The organism is Burkholderia sp. BCC1208 (assembly GCF_902833095.1).
Taxonomy (GTDB): domain Bacteria; phylum Pseudomonadota; class Gammaproteobacteria; order Burkholderiales; family Burkholderiaceae; genus Burkholderia.
Genome location: NZ_CADFDY010000007.1, coordinates 73,294 through 89,919, shown reverse-complemented (window position 1 = coordinate 89,919; position 16,626 = coordinate 73,294). Strand labels below are relative to the sequence as shown.

19 protein-coding genes are annotated in these 16,626 nt (G+C 67.7%); 13 read left to right on the top strand and 6 right to left on the bottom strand.

Features of this window, described 5'->3' with window-relative positions:
* Positions 1-27 precede the first annotated feature (27 nt).
* The 3 genes from yddG to HWX09_RS17750 all read right to left on the bottom strand — a co-directional run bounded on the left by yddG (position 28) and on the right by HWX09_RS17750 (position 3,225).
* Positions 28-969, bottom strand: coding sequence for an aromatic amino acid DMT transporter YddG (gene yddG / locus HWX09_RS17760; protein ID WP_155257263.1), 942 nt, complete (start codon positions 967-969; stop codon positions 28-30).
* A 184-nt stretch (positions 970-1,153) separates the two neighbouring features.
* Positions 1,154-1,441, bottom strand: coding sequence for a hypothetical protein (locus HWX09_RS17755; protein ID WP_027780771.1), 288 nt, complete (start codon positions 1,439-1,441; stop codon positions 1,154-1,156).
* A 98-nt stretch (positions 1,442-1,539) separates the two neighbouring features.
* On the bottom strand, positions 1,540-3,225 hold the full coding sequence (locus tag HWX09_RS17750; protein WP_027780770.1) for a metallophosphoesterase family protein: 1,686 nt from the start codon (positions 3,223-3,225) through the stop codon (positions 1,540-1,542).
* 323 nt (positions 3,226-3,548) lie between these two features.
* Between HWX09_RS17750 and HWX09_RS17745 the strand changes: the two genes are divergently transcribed.
* The 8 genes from HWX09_RS17745 (at position 3,549) to HWX09_RS17710 (ending at position 9,707) form a co-directional block, all read left to right on the top strand.
* Complete coding sequence (locus HWX09_RS17745; protein ID WP_027780769.1) at positions 3,549-3,848, top strand: YXWGXW repeat-containing protein; 300 nt, start codon at positions 3,549-3,551, stop codon at positions 3,846-3,848.
* Positions 3,849-4,074: 226 nt separating this feature from the next.
* Positions 4,075-4,860 (top strand): RNA polymerase sigma factor, encoded by a 786-nt coding sequence (locus tag HWX09_RS17740; RefSeq protein ID WP_080681158.1) that lies wholly within the window; start codon positions 4,075-4,077, stop codon positions 4,858-4,860.
* Entirely contained in the window at positions 4,857-5,276 is a 420-nt protein-coding gene (locus HWX09_RS17735; RefSeq protein WP_027780766.1) for a hypothetical protein, read from the top strand. Before HWX09_RS17740 ends, HWX09_RS17735 begins: the two co-directional genes overlap by 4 nt.
* Positions 5,273-5,776 carry a periplasmic heavy metal sensor gene (locus HWX09_RS17730; protein WP_027780765.1) on the top strand — a complete coding sequence of 168 codons (504 nt, stop codon included), beginning with the start codon at positions 5,273-5,275 and terminating at the stop codon, positions 5,774-5,776. The genes HWX09_RS17735 and HWX09_RS17730 overlap by 4 nt, the downstream gene beginning before the upstream one ends.
* Before the next feature lie 256 nt (positions 5,777-6,032).
* Positions 6,033-6,650 carry a LysE family translocator gene (locus tag HWX09_RS17725; protein WP_027780764.1) on the top strand — a complete coding sequence of 206 codons (618 nt, stop codon included), beginning with the start codon at positions 6,033-6,035 and terminating at the stop codon, positions 6,648-6,650.
* 225 nt (positions 6,651-6,875) lie between these two features.
* A complete protein-coding gene (locus HWX09_RS17720; RefSeq protein WP_027780763.1) occupies positions 6,876-8,270 on the top strand; it encodes a DUF1800 domain-containing protein in 1,395 nt (464 codons plus the stop codon).
* Positions 8,267-9,430: a DUF1501 domain-containing protein gene (locus HWX09_RS17715; protein ID WP_027780762.1), complete on the top strand. Its 1,164-nt coding sequence runs from the start codon at positions 8,267-8,269 to the stop codon at positions 9,428-9,430. The genes HWX09_RS17720 and HWX09_RS17715 overlap by 4 nt, the downstream gene beginning before the upstream one ends.
* Before the next feature lie 58 nt (positions 9,431-9,488).
* Positions 9,489-9,707, top strand: a complete 219-nt coding sequence (locus tag HWX09_RS17710) for a YXWGXW repeat-containing protein (protein WP_027780761.1) — start codon at positions 9,489-9,491, stop codon at positions 9,705-9,707.
* 27 nt (positions 9,708-9,734) lie between these two features.
* Here the strand turns inward: HWX09_RS17710 and HWX09_RS17705 are convergent, their stop codons facing one another.
* A complete protein-coding gene (locus HWX09_RS17705; protein ID WP_027780760.1) occupies positions 9,735-10,928 on the bottom strand; it encodes a tyrosine-type recombinase/integrase in 1,194 nt (397 codons plus the stop codon).
* Between the two features lie 296 nt (positions 10,929-11,224).
* Here HWX09_RS17705 and HWX09_RS17700 point away from each other — a divergent pair, with 296 nt between their 5' ends.
* Positions 11,225-11,605: a DUF4377 domain-containing protein gene (locus tag HWX09_RS17700; protein ID WP_027780759.1), complete on the top strand. Its 381-nt coding sequence runs from the start codon at positions 11,225-11,227 to the stop codon at positions 11,603-11,605.
* Between the two features lie 9 nt (positions 11,606-11,614).
* Here HWX09_RS17700 and HWX09_RS17695 read toward each other — a convergent pair whose 3' ends face one another.
* A complete protein-coding gene (locus HWX09_RS17695) occupies positions 11,615-13,003 on the bottom strand; it encodes a DHA2 family efflux MFS transporter permease subunit (RefSeq protein WP_027780758.1) in 1,389 nt (462 codons plus the stop codon).
* Positions 13,004-13,233: 230 nt separating this feature from the next.
* On the opposite strand from HWX09_RS17695, the gene HWX09_RS17690 reads away from it, so the two are divergent.
* Positions 13,234-13,377 carry a hypothetical protein gene (locus tag HWX09_RS17690; protein WP_155257262.1) on the top strand — a complete coding sequence of 48 codons (144 nt, stop codon included), beginning with the start codon at positions 13,234-13,236 and terminating at the stop codon, positions 13,375-13,377.
* 12 nt (positions 13,378-13,389) lie between these two features.
* Here the strand turns inward: HWX09_RS17690 and HWX09_RS17685 are convergent, their stop codons facing one another.
* Positions 13,390-14,616 carry an acyltransferase gene (locus HWX09_RS17685; RefSeq protein ID WP_027780757.1) on the bottom strand — a complete coding sequence of 409 codons (1,227 nt, stop codon included), beginning with the start codon at positions 14,614-14,616 and terminating at the stop codon, positions 13,390-13,392.
* 498 nt (positions 14,617-15,114) lie between these two features.
* On the opposite strand from HWX09_RS17685, the gene HWX09_RS17680 reads away from it, so the two are divergent.
* The 3 genes from HWX09_RS17680 (at position 15,115) to HWX09_RS17670 (ending at position 16,392) form a co-directional block, all read left to right on the top strand.
* Positions 15,115-15,351 carry a DNA-binding protein gene (locus tag HWX09_RS17680; protein WP_027780756.1) on the top strand — a complete coding sequence of 79 codons (237 nt, stop codon included), beginning with the start codon at positions 15,115-15,117 and terminating at the stop codon, positions 15,349-15,351.
* The gene (locus HWX09_RS17675; protein ID WP_027780755.1) at positions 15,338-15,754 is read left to right on the top strand and encodes a type II toxin-antitoxin system VapC family toxin; all 417 of its coding nucleotides are present in this window, start codon (positions 15,338-15,340) and stop codon (positions 15,752-15,754) included. Before HWX09_RS17680 ends, HWX09_RS17675 begins: the two co-directional genes overlap by 14 nt.
* Before the next feature lie 434 nt (positions 15,755-16,188).
* Positions 16,189-16,392, top strand: coding sequence for a cold-shock protein (locus tag HWX09_RS17670; RefSeq protein ID WP_006483056.1), 204 nt, complete (start codon positions 16,189-16,191; stop codon positions 16,390-16,392).
* The last annotated feature ends 234 nt before the right edge of the window (positions 16,393-16,626 follow it).

Genomic DNA, 16,626 nt, shown 5'->3' with positions numbered 1-16,626 from the left:
GCCTTCCGTCGACGGCACCGGCCATCGTCACCCGTGGCAATTGCCGTCGGCCTCCTTGGCGATCCGCACGGGCTCGGCTTCGTGGCGCCGGCTGCGCGTCGCGAGCCAGCACAGGATCGAGCCGCCGCACACCATCGACGCACCTTGCCAGAATTCGGCCGACAGCGGCGCGTGCAGCAGCGTGGCGGCGAAGGCGGCGGCGAGCACCGGCGTGAAGTACGATGCGCCGACGATGATCGTCACGTTGCCGTGCATGATGCCGGTGTTCCAGGCCGCATAGCCGAACCCGAGCGCCGACGCCGCCAGCACGAGGTACACGACCGCATGAAAACTGAACGTCATGCCGCCGCCGCCTTCGATCGCGAATTTGATCCAGAGCACCGCGGCGACCAGCATGAAGAACGGCGTGACGCCGTTCTTGCCGTCGGCGATGCGCGCGGTCACCGTGCAATAGCCGGCCCAGATCAGCGCGCCGACGAAGGCCAGCCCGTAGCTGAGCGGATTGTCGGCGACGTTGCGCAGCATGCCGGCCGGATCGAGCCCCTGGTCGCCGCCGAGCACCCAGCAGATGCCGAGCATCGACAGCAGGACGCCGGGCACCACCAGCAGGTTCGCGCGCTGCTTGTTGAACACGATGGCGGCGACGAGCGTCAGGCTCGGCCACAGATAGTTGACCATCGCGACTTCGATCGCTTGCCGACCGTTGCTCGCATAGCCGATCGACAACGACAGGCACAGCTCGTACGACACGAACAGCAGCCCGCCCCACAGCAGATAGTTTTTCGGGAACCGGCTCAGGTCGGGGAAGCCGATCGAAAACAGCAGAAGCACGGACGCCACGGTATAGATCATCGCTGCGCCGCCGGTGGCGCCGAGGCTTTCGCTGACCCCGCGAACGAGCGCGACGACCGAAGCCCATAACAGTACCGCGCCGAGCCCGATGAGCGTTGCCTTGTTCTTGCGTTTCATGCTTGCTGCCTGTTTCAACATGCCCATTCGATTTCGGATGATTCGGTTCCGGCTGCGCGTGCCGTCATCACGAGCGGCGATACAACGAGAAGATTTCGGCGGAAACGCGCATTTTACGGTGGCGCGGCCGTTGCGGCGATGCGGCCGGATGGGCGTGTGCGATCGATTCAGTCGCGCGAGCCGGTCACGCGTCGTCGATACGCCAAGGGGCGCCGATTCCGGGCAGCGCATGTCCGATCGCGTCGAGCATCGCATTGCGTGTGGGGCCGAGTGTGGTGACAAGGAAGAAACCGGCTTCTTCGATCGACAGGTCGATCAGCGGCCAGCCGCCGGCCGCATCGCGAATTTCAAGCCGCCGTTCATGTGGATCGACATCGATGTCGCCATGCGCTTGCCGCAGCACATTGGCGATGGCGTCGAATGCGTCGGCCGAAGGGGGCGTGTGAATGCGGTATTCGAAACTCATCTGCATGGACCGGTGTGCGAGGCGGGCAGTCTAACGCACGCCGCGCGTCCCGTCCGTCGACGGTAACGTCAGGCGCCTGCCGTGGCGGGCGCCTGATGCGTCGATCACCGCTCGTGCCGCTTCTTGCTCAGCTCGATCGTCTCGAACAGCTCGTACTGCGCGGTCGGGTGCTGATCGGCGCCCGGCGCATGGTAGTAGCGCATCGTGATCGTCGTGTGGCCGCCCGGCTTGCCCGGATCGTGGTCGAACACGGCGATCCCGTAGCCGGTGCCCGTGTCGCGGCGCGCGGACCAGACCGCATCCTCGAGCGCATCGGCCGGCTGGCGCACGAACGTGTTCGGCGCGGTGCCGGGCACCGGCCGGTTCGGCTTCGTGAACACCTTCGCCTGCGCAAAGCCGGTCGACGGGTTTTCGCCGTACACGTCGAGGGGCGCGCTGGTGCCGCCGCCGCCGAGGATCAGATGGATCGTGCCGTGGCTCGTGTCGAACGTCGTACGATTCGGATCGTTCGAGCCGACCGGGCGCGGCTGCAGCGTTTCGACCACTTCGCCGGTCTTCGCATCGACGCCTGCGCGGTGATTGCAGCCGCGCACCGGATAGCTGCGCTCGTAGTCGTGATCGTGGCCGCACAGCACGAGATCGACGCCGTAACGATCGAACAGCGGCAACCACGCTTCGCGAATGCCCTTGTCGGACCCGTTGCCTGTCTTCGACGAACTGAGCGCGTCCTGGTGCATCTGCACGACGATCCAGTCGATGTCGTCGTCATGCGCGGCGTGACGCAGCGTGCGTTCGAGCCAGCGCGTCTGCTCGCCGTTGCTGTAGCCGCGCACGTAGAACGACGTGCCGGGCTCGATCGGCGGGCGGCCGGTGCTCGCGGCCGGCACGAGCGGCGCAGGGCCGCCGACGAACGCGGCGGCGTCCTGGTACACGACGTCGTCCGCGTCGAGCGACACGAACAGCACGGAGCTCACGCGGAAGCTGTACCAGCGGCCGGGGAAATGCGTGCCGTTCTCCGGCAGCGTATAGCGTGCGAGGTACGAGTCGAGCCCTTGCGGACCGTTGTTGAATTCGATCTCGTGATTGCCGGGGCACGGCATCCACGGGCGATTCGCGGCCGACGTCTGGTTGTTGTTGCCGAAATCGCGCCATACGTCGGGCTGGTGCGCGGGGTTCAGGTTCGCGTAGCAGAGGTCGCCGTTCAGCAGGTGGAACAGCGGCTGGAACTGCTCGACGGCCTGCACCGCGAAGCGGCTTTGCGGCGACGACAGCACCCATGCGCCGTTCGGCGTCGCGAGATCCCCGTAGCTCGTGAAACGGAACGGCGCCCGGCCGCGCGGCGCGGTCGAAAAATTCGCGGAGAACGGCTGGGCGGCATTGCTGTCGTTGTCGGCGGTGATCTCGTAGCGGTAGTGCGTATCCGGCTTCAGGCCGTGCACGCGCGCGTGGTAGGCGAACACGGTCTCGCCGTTCAGGCCGTCGGTGTACAGGCGCTGGACGCCGTGCACGGTGCGCGCCGGCTCGCCGTCGGCGACGATGCGGGCGCGCGGATTGACGGCCGGGGCGAGCGACGCCCACGAGATCACGACTTCGGACGTCGGGTCGTTGCCCCACGTCAGGTGAACCTGCTCGGGCGTGCCGTCCGGATTCGACGCGCCGGCGCGGGCTGCCGCGAGGCCGCCGGCGGCGGTCGCGAGGCCGGAGACGCCGGCGAGTTTCAGGAAGCCGCGACGCGACACGGAGGCGGCCGGCTCGTTCGGCTGGTCAGGGAGAGTGTCCTGGTTCGACATGGTCGGTATTTTCGTTGATGGGGCGCGAGATGCGGAACCGCGCGGCCATGCGCGAGCACGGCCGGGGCGTGGGCCGGAAACGAGCGGGATCCCGGTCGCATGCATTGTCGAAGGGCAGTTTTGCCGCGTTGTGACAGTACCGCAACCCCGTGGGTGCGGCGGCCGATACGTACGATCGCGCGTCGCGCGCCTGCGGCCTGCTCCGAAGCAAGGTGGGGCCACCGAAAATTTATTTGCCGACGCCGCGACGGATTACGTCTGCCGGCTCCGTTTAACGCATGAACGATCGCTTCCGGTCGATGCCCGTTATTTCGGAGTCTTTCATGAAACTTTCTGTTCCATTGCGATTGGCCGCCGGGTGCGTGGCGGCACTCGCGACGTCGGCCGTATTCGCGCAGGCCGTCATCGTCGCGCCTTACGCGCCGCCGCCGCCGCGCGTCGAAGTGATGCCGGCGCCCCGGGCGGGTTACGTATGGGATCAAGGGCACTGGCACTGGCGGCAGGGCCGTTACGTATGGATTCCGGGCCACTGGCAGGTCGTGCGCGTCGGTTATCACTGGGTGCCCGGACACTGGGCCGCGCGCGGCCCGGCCTGGCGCTGGGTGCCGGGCCACTGGGCCTGACGTGCACGCCGTCGCGCGGCACGCGGTACCGGCGCAGCGGATTTTTCACGCAACATCATGAGTCGTGGCGATGCCTTTTCGAATCATCGTGATACTGGCGGTCGCAGCCATCGTGCTGGCCGGCTGCGTCGTGGTGCCGGCCTGTCCGGTGTATTACCGGCCCGCGCCGGTCGTCGTATATTGAGCGCGCCGGCCGACGGTCGCGCGGCCGGCCGACAGGATCGACATGCGGCGCGAACCGGATGTCGATGAAACCGACACGGCCGACGCCGTGTGCGATGCCGGGCGCGATGCGCGCGGTGTCGACGAACCGTCGGCATGGCGCCGTCCGGCGATGGCCCGACGCATGCAAGGAGAGCACGACGATGAGCTTCAGCCGGGCGGCGGATACCCATGCCGTGACAGTGCGGCGCCCACGCGCCGCGCGACGGAGCAGGCGGCGTTGAACGATCGCGGCGACCGCGATCCGGACGCGGAACTCGTCGCGCGCGTCGGCGCGCGCGATGCGTCGGCGGTACGCGTGCTCGTCGCGCGCAAGCTGCCGCGGCTGCTCGCCTTGGCGACGCGCATGCTCGGCGACCGGAACGAAGCCGAGGATGTCGCGCAGGAGACGTTCTTGCGAATCTGGAAGCAGGCGCCGCGCTGGCGAGAAGGCGAAGCTCGTTTCGACACGTGGCTGCATCGCGTCGTGCTGAACCTGTGCTACGACCGGTTGCGAGGCCGGCGCGAGGAGCCCGTCGATACGCTGCCCGACGTGCCCGACACGCAACCGGAACCGGCCGCGCATGCGGAACTGCGTTCGCGCGACGCGCGCGTGCGGCAGGCGCTGGCCGCGTTGCCGCCGAGGCAGCGGGAAGCGCTGGTGCTCCAGTACTATCAGGAAATGTCGAATGTGGAAGCGGCCAACCTGATGGGCATCACCGTCGATGCGCTGGAAAGCCTGCTCGCCCGTGCGCGGCGCAACCTGCGCGCGCAACTGGCCGGCGACCCACCTAGCGAGGACAAGCGATGACACCCGAACGATTTCGTACCATCGTCGCCGCGTACGGCTCGGACGCGCGGCGCTGGCCGGCCGGCGAGCGCGCGGCCGCCGAAGCGTGGGCGCATGCGAACCCGCGCGAAGCGCTGCTGGCGCTCGACGATGCGGCCGACCTCGATGCGTGGCTGGCGTACGACACGGTCGCGCCGCCCGCGCCGACGCTCGTCGAACGCATCGTCGCGACGGCGCCCGCGCCGCAGCGCGCACGCCGGCGCGGCGCCGTATGGTGGTCGGGCGCGGCGTTCGCCGGCGTCGGCCTGGCCGGTGCGCTCGCGGGGGCGGTGGCCGTGTCGATGCTGATGCTCGGCAGTGCACCGTCGGCACAGCACGAGCCGGGTTATCTGACGACGACGTTCGGCGGTCCGAGCGTGGACGGGGGCGACGAATGACCGAGCGCGGCTGGAAATTCACCCTCGTCGGCTCGGTCGTGCTGAACGTGTTCATGCTCGGCGCGATCGGCGGCGGCGCGTATCAGTGGTTCTCGACGCATGGCGACCTGCACGCGGCCGGCACGCCCGCGTCGCGCACGGCGTTGCGTTTCGCGGCGGACGAATTGCCCGATGCGCGCCAGCGCGAGTTCGCCGCCGCGCTGAAGGCGGCGCGCAAGAGCGGCCGCGATTTCGCGCGGGAAGGGCGCGACGGGCGGATTACCGTGCTCGACCTGCTTGCCGCGCCGCAACTCGATCGCGCGGCGATCGATGCGGCGCTCGACCGCACGCGCGCGGCCGACACCGCGATGCGGGCGCAGGTCGAGCGCAGTGTTGTCGATTTCGCGGCGACGCTGACGCCCGACGAGCGCGCGAAGTTCGTCGACGGATTGCAGCACAGCGGCAACTGGCGTTTGCCGCCGAAGCTGCAGAAGAAGCCGGAGGCATCGGCGAGCGAGTAAGCGTCGAGTGGGCGACACGCGGTACGCGTGTCGCCGACACTCGCCTTCGGTCACGCGCATGCGTGCGCCGGACTGATCGCGGGGCCGTTGCGCGTCGACGACGTACTGAAAAATATTGGATCTTCGCGGATTCGCGGAGGGATTACTTGCGGACAGGTCGTAGTCGGCCAACAGCGGTCAGTCGTGAATTGCTTCAGAATACTGGCAGATGAGGCAACTCCACGTTTTGTACAACGACAATTCACTGAGGCTACAAATGGTTGATTGGTCTGCTATTGCGACAGTCTTTTCTGTCTATGCGGCAGGTGTCGTCATACCCGGGCCGAACTTTGTCGCAATCACTCACAAGGCGGTAGCCGGCACACGCTCCGATGCGCTCGCGCTTGTCGCCGGCATCGTGACGGTGAATCTGTTCTGGGCGACTTGCGCCATCCTTGGTATCGGAATGGTGTTCGCTATTTTCCCGTGGCTCGCTGTCGGCGTCAGGCTTGCTGGCGCGGCCTATCTGATCTGGTTCGGGCTGCGGCTCGTTGTGTCGGCACGAGCAACCCCCTCTGGAGCACCTCACCAAACGAACGCGCCTCTGTTTCGTGCCGCCTTCCTGCAAGGTATCGCGACAAATATCGCGAACCCGAAGTCCATCGCCTTTTATGCGGCGGTGTTTTCCTCAGCGGTGCCCACCCACGTTTCAACGCCGACGTTCTTCGCGATGCTTGCTACCGTCGGTGCATCAGCGACGTGCTGGTACGGAGCAGTCGCGCTCGTTCTATCGCACGCGGCGATTGCGACGACGTATCGTCGCGCGAAGGCACGGATCGACCTAACGTGTGGAGGGCTCATGATTGCGCTGGGAATCCGGCAGGCATTTCGCTAACAAAGCGCCCGGCGGAGCGTCTCCGAATGGCCGCTTTGCGTGTGGGCGACCGTCCCCTTGCGGGTTGAGAGCAGACCTAGGACTGGGTAGCGTCGAGCGGCCGAGAAGGGTCGGCAAGTGCCTACCCCGGAAATCCGCGACGAACAAAAAATATTCGCCATCCCCGCGACGGATTTTGCTGTGCTTCCACGTTGAACGTGAGTACGCACCGCAAGAGAGCCCGTCATGGACTACCCGAACGACTCCACGCCGGCCGCGATCGCGCTGAACCGCTTCGGTCTCGGCGCGCGGGCCGACGAAGCACCGCCCGCCGACCCGAAGGCCGCCTTGCTCGCCCAGTTCGACCGCTACGACGCACGGCCGGCCGCATGGGCAGGCGAGCCGGACGCGGTCACGCTCGCCACGCGCTTCGCGAACACACGCAACGCGATGACGAGCGACGACGCGGCCGCAAAGCGCGCAACCGCGCAGTCGATCCGCCGCGACGGCTACGACGCGTATCGCAGCGCCGTCGCCGCGCGCATGAACAGCGCGCTGAGCACGCCCGCGCCGTTCGTCGAGCGTCTCGTGCATTTCTGGGCGAACCATTTCGCGGTATCGGTCGACAAGGGGCAGGTGGCCGCGTACGCGGGCTCATTCGAACGCGACGCGATCCGCCCGCACGTGCTCGGCCGTTTCGAGGACATGCTCGTCGCCGTCGAGCAGCATCCCGCGATGCAGGTGTTCCTCGATCAGGCGCGCTCGGTCGGCCCCGACAGCCCGGCCGCGCTGCGTGCGCAAACACGCAATCCGTCGGCGAAGCGCGGGCTCAACGAGAACCTCGCGCGCGAAATCATGGAACTGCATACGCTCGGCGTGCGCACCGGTTACACGCAGGCCGACGTGACGGAATTCGCGCGCGCGCTGACCGGCTGGAGCATCGCCGGCGGACGCGGGCCGCAACCGGGCGACGCGGCGCCCGGCGCATTCATATTCCGCCCGAATCTGCACGAACCGGGCCCACGCACGGTGATGGGGCGCACCTACGATCAGCCGGGCGAAGCCCAGGCTCGCGCGATCCTGCACGATCTCGCTCGTTCGGATGCGACCGGACGGCACATCGCGTTCCAGCTCGCCCGTCATTTCGTCGCCGACAATCCGCCGCCGGCGCTGATCGATCGTCTGGCCCGCGCGTTCGACGACAGCGGCGGCGACCTGCCGACCGTTTATCGCGCGCTCGTCGACGCGCCCGATGCCTGGTCGCCGACCAACCGAAAGTTCAAGACGCCGTGGGAGTGGGCCGTATCGTCGCTGCGCGGGCTCGGCTGGCGCGACACCGGCGATCTGAAGGCCGCGCCGCTGCTTGCTCAACTCGGCCAGCCGGTGTGGCGGCCGGGCTCGCCGGCCGGCTACGACGACGTCGCCGCGAGCTGGGCCGCGCCCGACGCGCTCGTGCGCCGCGTCGAAATCGCGCAGCGCCTGGCCGCGCGTACCGGTGACCGGCTCGACCCGCGCACGCTCGGCAACACGCTGCTCGCCGGTTCGATGAGCGCGCCGACCGCGACCGCGCTCGCGCGCGCCGAAAGCGCGACGACGTCCCTCGCGCTGCTGCTCGTGTCGCCCGATTTCCAACGGAGATGATCATGGCACTGTCTCGCCGACAATTCCTCAGCGTTGCCGCCGCCGGCGCGGGCGCGATCCTCGTCGCGCCGCGGATCGTGTTCGCGAACGTCGACAACGACCGGCGCTTCGTGTTCGTGATCCAGCGCGGCGCGGCCGACGGCCTGAACATCGTCGTCCCGTATGCGGAGCCCGCGTATGCGTCGCTGCGCGGCCCGCTCGCGATCGACACGGCGGCCGCGACGCGGCTCGACGGTACGTTCGCGCTGCATCCGTCGCTCGCACAGACCGCGCAGTTGTACCGCGACGGTCAGGCGCTGTTCGTCCATGCGATTGCATCGCCGTATCGCGACCGCTCGCATTTCGACGGCCAGAACGTGCTCGAAACGGGCGGCCGTGCGCCGTACCAGGTGAAGGACGGCTGGCTGAACCGGCTCGCCGCGCTGCTGCCGGCGACGCGCGACAGCGCGATCGCATTCGCGCCGACCGTGCCGCTCGCGCTGCGAGGCACGGTGCAGGCGGCGTCGTATGCGCCGTCCGGTTTGCCGGCCGCGCCGGACGATCTGCTCACACGCGTGTCGGCGCTCTACGAAGCCGACGCGCAGCTCGGTCCGTTGTGGCAATCGGCGATGGAGGCGCGCGGCCTCGCTGGCGATGCGCATGCACGGCAGGACCCGGCCGGCGTCGGCAAGCTCGCCGCGACGTTTCTCGCGCGCGACGACGGCCCGCGGATCGCGATGATCGAGACCGGCGGCTGGGATACCCACAGCGCGCAGAACGCGCGGCTCGCGAATCAGCTGAAGGCGCTCGACACGATGCTCGCCGCACTGCGCGATGGCCTCGGGCCTGCGTGGCGGCAGACCACGGTGCTGGTCGCGACCGAGTTCGGCCGCACGGCCGCGGTGAACGGCACGGGCGGCACCGATCACGGGCAGGCGTCGGTCGCGATGCTCGCCGGCGGCGCAGTGGCAGGCGGCCGCGTGATCGCCGACTGGCCGGGGCTGCGGCCGGGCGACCTGTACGAAGGGCGCGACCTGAAGCCGACCGCGTCGCTCGACGCGCTGATCGCGGGCGCGGCTGCCGAAAGCCTGCGGCTCGATCCGCACCGCACCGCGGCTGCGTTATTTGCGGAAAGCGGCGCCCCACGGCCGATGAGCGGCCTGATTCGCGGGGCCGCGTGATGCGGCGCGTTGCCGCGTCCGCTCCCGCTAACCGATTACACAACAGGGAGAATCGACGATGAAGATCCGATCCGTTTCGCTCGCCGTGTTGGTGAGCGCGAGTGCCGTGCTGATGTCCGCCTGCGTGGTCGAACCGGTGCGGCCGCCGCAGCCGGCGCCCGTCGTCGAGGTGGCGCCGCCGCCGCCCGCGCCCGGCTATCGCTGGGCGAAGGGGCACTACCGGTGGGCCGGCAATCACTGGGCGTGGGTGCCCGGGCACTGGGTGGCCGTGTACTGATCGTGCACGATGCGCCGCGCGGCGCACCTACCACCCGATCCGGTGTTTTTCCTCCGTCTCGCGATGGCGCCAGTCGTCGTCCGCGTGAAGATACTGGCTCGTCGTCGTGAGCGATACATGGCCGAGGTTGTCGCGCACGAGCCGCAGGTCGACGCGGCCGTCGGCCATGTGCGAGCCCGCGCTGTGGCGCAGCCAGTGCGCGGACGCCTGTTCGAGTACACGCGCCGCCTGCTCGCCCGCTTCGCCGTTCGCACGCAGCCGGTCGGCCGCGTGCCGGAACACCTGCTTCACGATCCGGTGCAGCGCCGCGCGCGTGAGCGGCTTGCGCGTTCCGCCGACCGGCAGCACGAGCGGCGTCGGTTCGCCGTCGAACGGCAGCGCGGGCAGGCCGTGCGCACGCCGGTAGCGCGCCAGCTCGGCCATCATCTCGTCGGTGGCCGGCACGAGCCGCTGCCGGCCGCCTTTGCCCGTCACGTCGAGCCACCAGCGCTCGTGCCCGTTCGCATCGCGCCGGCAGAAGAACTGGCCCATCGTCGTATCGGCCGCTTCGGTGATGCGCAGCCCGCCGAGATACAGCAGCGTGAACAGCCAGCGCGCGCGATCCGCATGGAAGCACGCGCGTGCATCATCGCGCGGCATCGTGGCGATCGCGTCCTTCACCGATTGCCACAGCGGCTGCCCGAGATGGCGCGTGATGCGCGGCGAGGGCCGGCGCTGCCGCTGTCGCGACAACGCGAGCGGGTTGCCGGCCAGATAGCCGGCCTGCACGAGCCACGAGAACATCGCGTTCAGGATCACCAGCGCCTGTCGCTGGCTGGCTGCCGACAGCGGCCCGTAAAACGGCCGCCAGCGCGGATCGTCGCGCGGATGCTTGCGGCCGCCGTTCGCGCACCACAGATCGGCCGGCGCGGGCGCGAGCAGGAATTGCCGGTAGACGACGAGATCCTCGTGCGTGAGCGACGACAGCGGCTTGCCGCACGCGATCACGGCCCACAGCAGCAGGCGCTCGGCTTCCTTGCGGTAGTTCTGGAACGTGGTCGGCGTATCGACGAAGCGGGCGAGCCATGCGCGCACGGCGTCGAGGTCGTTGGTCGCGGCAATCTGCGGATGCGCGCTGCCCGAGCGGTTGGTGCCCGTGCGTCCGTCGAGCGCGGCCGGTACGGCCAGCGTATCGATCGGCAGCGGGCGCAGCGCGGTGTCGGACGGAACGGATGAGGTCATGCGAAGGAGAAACGTGCCGCGCGAACCGCGCGGGCGGGGCCGGGCGGACGAACGCAGCGTGCCGAAGCGTATCGGGAAGCGTCGATGGTACACGATCGCTACACGGTGAAGCCGCCGTCGACGGCGATCGCGTGGCCGGTTGAAGCGCGCGGCGGAACCGGAACACCGTAATGTATCGGCTCGCACGCGACATCCGCTAAATGACGGTCCTCGAACGCGTTCTGTAAGGTGTTTGTGAACCTTCTCGCCGGGTGGCTCGTCTAATTGGCCCTCCAACGCTCCCAGAGGCATATCCGATGATTCACAAGACCCGAACGCTGCTTGGCGCGGCCGTCCTTGCCGGCAGCACGCTCCTCGCCGGATGCCAGATCGATGCGGCGGCCACCGCGCCGAATGCCATCCGCCCGGCCGACGGCAAGCCCGTGGCCAAGACCGTCTACGTCGCGCCGCAGTCCGCGCGCTGCACGGGCGTCGCGCCGATGGAGTGCCTGCAGGTGCGCAGCAGCCCGACCGAGCCTTGGAGCCTGTGGTACGCGGGGATCGAAGGGTTTGCGTACCAGCCCGGCTATCTGTACACGCTCGAAGTCGACGAATATCACGTCGCGCGGCCGCCGGCCGACGGTTCGTCGATCCGCTGGGTGCTCAGGCGCGTCGTCGAGCGCCGCCAGGTGAACTGACGGCCGCGATCACGCGGAAGGGCGCGCCGCCGCACCGGCCGGTGGCGCGGCCGTATCGATCCGCCGGAACACGACGGACGACAGCAGGGTCACCGCGCCCATGCACGCGAACGACAGCATGAACCCGTGCGCCATCGAGCCCCGATAGGCGGCAAACAGGTTGACGAGCCCGCCGCCGATCGACACGCCCAGCCCCATCGCGAGCATCTGCATCATCGTGAACAGGCTGTTGCCGCTGCCCGCGTCGGCGTGCGACAGCCCCTTGAGCGTCACGCCGTTCATCGCCGCGAACTGCATCGAATTCGCTGCGCCGAACACGGTCAGCAGCGCGCTTTCCAGCACCGGCGCGGGCCGCGCCGACACCAGCGCGAACCCCGCGATCGCGCAGCCGACGATCCCCGTATTCACGACCAGAAACGCCGCATAGCCGAAGCGTTTCACGAGCGGCGCGATCCACCGCTTCGCGATGACGCCCGCGATCGCGGCCGGCAGCATCATCAGCCCCGATTGCAGCGGCGTATAGCCGAGCTGCACCTGCATCAGCAGCGGCAGCATGAACGGCACCGAACTCGTGCCGATCCGGCACAGCAGGTTGCCGAGCAGCCCCGATCCGAAGTTCGGCTCGCGGAACAACCCGAGCCGGAACAGCGGCTGCGTGCGTCGCCGTGCGTGGGGCAGGTACGCCAGCGCGCTCGCCAGGCCGAGTCCGGCGAGCCCGGCCGCCCACGCGGCGCGGTGCGCGGACATCGGCGGGTCGATCGCGAGCGACAACGCGATCATCGCGGCCGACAGCAGCGCACAGCCGATGAAGTCGAAAGGCGGCGGCTGTGTCGCCTGGTCGTGCGGCAGGTAGCGCTGAACCGCGACGAAGCCGATCGCGCCGACCGGCACGTTGACGATGAACACCCAGTGCCACGAAATCGCCTGCGTGAGCCAGCCGCCGAGCGTCGGCCCGACGATCGGGCCGAGCTGGCCGGCGATCGACACGAACGCGATCGCCGCGACGTACTGTTCGCCCGGCACGCGGCGCAGCACGGCGAGCCGCCCGATCGGCAGCAGCATCGAGCCACCGATGCCCTGCACGGCGCGCGCGACGACGAGCTGGCCGAGCGTGTGCGACGCCGCGCAGCCGATCGACGCGAGCACGAACACGAGGATCGCGACCGAGAACACGCGGCGCGTGCCGAACCGGTCGGCGAGCCAGCCGGAGGCCGGCGTGAGCATCGCCATCGTCAGCGTGTAGACGACCACGACGGGCTGCATCGCGAGCGGCGACGCCTGCAGGCTTTGAGCGATCGAGGGCAGCGCGGTGTTGACGATCGTCGTATCGAGCGACTGCATGAAGAACGCAGCGGCGACGATCCAGAGCAACGCGGAATGTGTGGGTTCCCGGGACATGGCGAAATCGGTGGTACGAAAGTCCGGCGCCGGTGCACCGTCGCGCGGCGCCCGCTCGATGGTACCGATTCCGCCGGTCATCGGGAAGCGATCTCGTCAACCGCATCGGGGAGATGTTCGTCGTCGGCGGTTTCAACGCCATCCGGCGGAGGTCGAGCGGTTGATCGCCGAGCATCCGGCGATCAGGCAGGGCGCGCGGGTAGGCGTGCACGTCGATCATCGCAGCGGGCGTGATCGTCGGGAGGGGCGGCGCGGCGGCCGGGCCGGCGAAGAGCCCGGTGCTGGTCGCGAGCGGGCTCGACTCGCTGCGGCAGATGATGTCCCGCTATCGGTGGTATCCGGTCCTGCAGATCGGCATCTCGTACCGCTTCTGAGCCGCGAGCGGGTCACGTCGTGACCGTTTGACGCTCGCGAGCGATTTCGGCCGCGCGGCGTGCCGACCGAGTGTCGTTGCGTTTTGCGATGAACGGATGCTCGACGTAGCGGTAAGTCAGCAGCGCACAGAAGACGGCAACCAGCGCGGATGCCAGCGCGAGCGCCCAGATGCCTGAGTCGTCGGCCGAATTGATCGGGAAAACGAACTTGTCGAACGCGTGAACGATCATGTACACGATCACCATGTGGATCATGTAGATGCTGAAACTGGCGGTGCCGAGCAGCGCGAGCGGCCGGGTCTTGAGCACGCCGTAGAACGTGTTCCCGCTGGCGATGCAGAGAAACACCGGAAGCAGCGGCAGCGCGCCGGCGAGCGAATAGCGTTCGGCGGGAGACGGAGATATCGCGAGGATCAGCAGCGCGACGGTCGCCGCCGGTTTCGTCGCGAGCCGCGCTCGGATTGCGGGATGCCGCGACACCTCGTAGGCCACCGCGCCGAACGCAAACAGCAGCGCCATGCCGCCGGGCGGCCCGAACAGCGCCGCGCAGGCCGTGACGATCGCGAGGGCGAGCAGCTTGCGCCACGCACGCGTGGCGACGAACCACGCGAGAAACGGAACGGCGACGTAGAACCGCCATTCGTAGGCGAGGGTCCACCAGACGCCGCTCAGATACGGGGTTCGCTCCGCTCCGTTGATCGGGAACGCGCCGAACCAGCCGAGCGAAACGGCCTTGAGCAGGTCGGCCAGCAACTGCGTCGGTGCGCCGACGGCGTTGCGGGGAAACCAGTAAAGCGTGCAGATGACGATGACGGCTGCGTAAAACAGATAGAGCGGCGCGATGCGTCGCACGCGTCCGACGAAGAAGGTCCGCATGTCGAGTGCGCCTCTGCATGCGCGTTCCCAGAACAGCAGCCCGGTGACCATGAAGAACATCGCGACGGGAATCGTCCCGAGATTGCGCAGGAAGTCGGTGCCGGCACCCCAGACGCCGGTCGACAGCAACGCCTGATTGCACGCGAAGTGATGGAAGACCACGGAGGTGGCCAGGATGCCGCGGAACCCGTCGAGATTGCGATAGCGCATCGACAGCGACTTGTCGACGGCCGATCGGTAGAACGGCACGTGTCGGGCGACGAGCCACGCGATGATCGCCACGGCTGCAACGCATGCCGGGAAGTAGAGTTTGTCGGGTGTCGGGGAGAACAGGGTTTCCAGAGAGGGCGTAACAAAGTCCACTGAAGAGCGTCTCGTGTCTTGGATCGGGATTTCAGGCACGGATGGTCCGCGTCGATGCAAGGTCTTCTGCGCGCTTCGCACGGCGTTCGATCGCCGGTCTTGTGATCCGATGGTATCAAACGACGGCGATGATCGCGGCGCGTTGTGCAACACGATGTTTCAGCGCGAATCGATGCGACACCCCGTACTCGGGGCGCGTGTCGCACAACGACGCTCGCGTCGCAAATCCCGTTCCTCGCCGGCCCGACATTCGCCGTTATCGATGCGATGCACTCGATTGGCCATCCGGCCGGCTTCCACATCGTCCCGCTCCGGCTTACCTTGAGCGACAGCAGTTCGGTGCGTCGGAGCAGCGGCGAATGAGGGACGAAATTCTCATCGTCGGCTGCCGCTGGTCCACGCCGACTCAGTGTTCTGTCCGGTCACGAAGGTGATAGCAATGCTTGCAATTTACCTTCGCGATGCTATCATTGATAGCAAATCTGGATGGAGGTACTCATGGCAAATCTTCTGGTGCGTAACGTGGATGACACTCTCGTTCAAAGCCTGCGCGAGCAGGCTGCGGCCAATGGCAGGAGCGCCGAGGCCGAACATCGAGCCATTCTGGCCGAAGCGCTCGGCCGGCCGAAGCGGCGGACCTTTGCGCAAGCGCTGATGAGCATGCCGGAGGTTGGCGAAGACGCGGATTTCCAACGTGTTCAGGATTCAGGCGAGGTCAGGCGTGTTTTTGATTGATACGAACGTCATCAGCGAAATCAGGAAGGGCAAGCGAACCAACCGCGGCGTGCGGGCGTTCTTCGCGCAGGCCGAGGCCGATGCGAGCCCGCTTTATCTGTCCGTCGTGACGGTGGCCGAGTTGCGGCGCGGTGTCGACCTGATCCGTCATCGCGGCGATCACAGCCAGGCGTCGGCGCTCGAGGCCTGGATCGGGATGATCCTGTCCGGCTATGCGCCGAACATCCTGCCGGTCGATATCGACATCGGCCAGATGTGGGGGCATTTGCGCGTGCCCGATCCGACGCACGAACTCGACAAGCTGATCGCGGCCACCGCGCTGATCAACGATCTGACGGTTGTCACGCGCAACGTCGACGATTTCGCTCGTACGGGCGTCCGGTTGCTGAATCCGTTCGACTAGCGTCGCGGCGGCCGCCGCCGTCGCGCAAAGCCGGGGAGGCGGCCCGCTGGCAGGCTGGCGCACGACGTCTGGCGCCCGTGGCCGGTTCGACACTGTCGCCACGTTTCACGCCCCTGGCACCGAATCCTCTGCCGGCGCGTTTTCACGCCGCGATCCTCGCCTTTTACCGCCCGTCCTCGCGCTCCGACAGGCGATGTAATGCCCTCGACCGGTTGGCGTCCGTGACGGCGCCCGGAGGTCGGCACTTGTGCGTCGCATCAAAATAACTTGACGAAGCGGCCGTTACCGCGTAGTGTCCGAGACCGAAGTCGTCAAGAAGTTCGATTGCTCATCATTGGCCGCACACCGTGCGGCAGTCGTTGGTCTCTCCCTCTTTGATTCTTTCTGTGCCCGTCGAGGGCGCATGTTCAATTATTTGTATTAAGGAAGTATTTGTGGATACCGGTACCGTCAAGTGGTTCAACGAAACCAAGGGCTTTGGTTTCATTTCCCCGGACAACGGCGGCGACGATCTGTTCGCCCATTTCTCGGAAATTCGCGGCACGGGCTTCAAGACCCTGGCCGAAGGCCAGAAGGTCAGCTTCGAAGTGAAGCGCGGCCCGAAGGGTCTCCAAGCGTCGAACATCACGCCGCAGTAAGCCGCATCGGCAGCGGTCGCCATGCGGCGGCCGAGGCCGGATGGAGTATCGCGCGGGGCGCCGCATGACGGCGGCCCGTGCGTTCCGATGCGCACGACCGATGCATCGCGACATTCACGATGCATCGGTCGTGACGCCTCCCTCATCGCATGCGTGACCCGCGTGCGACGCAACGCCCTCGCGAAGCGCTCGTCGCTTCGCCAGCGCATCACCGCTTCAACGCATCAACCCGAG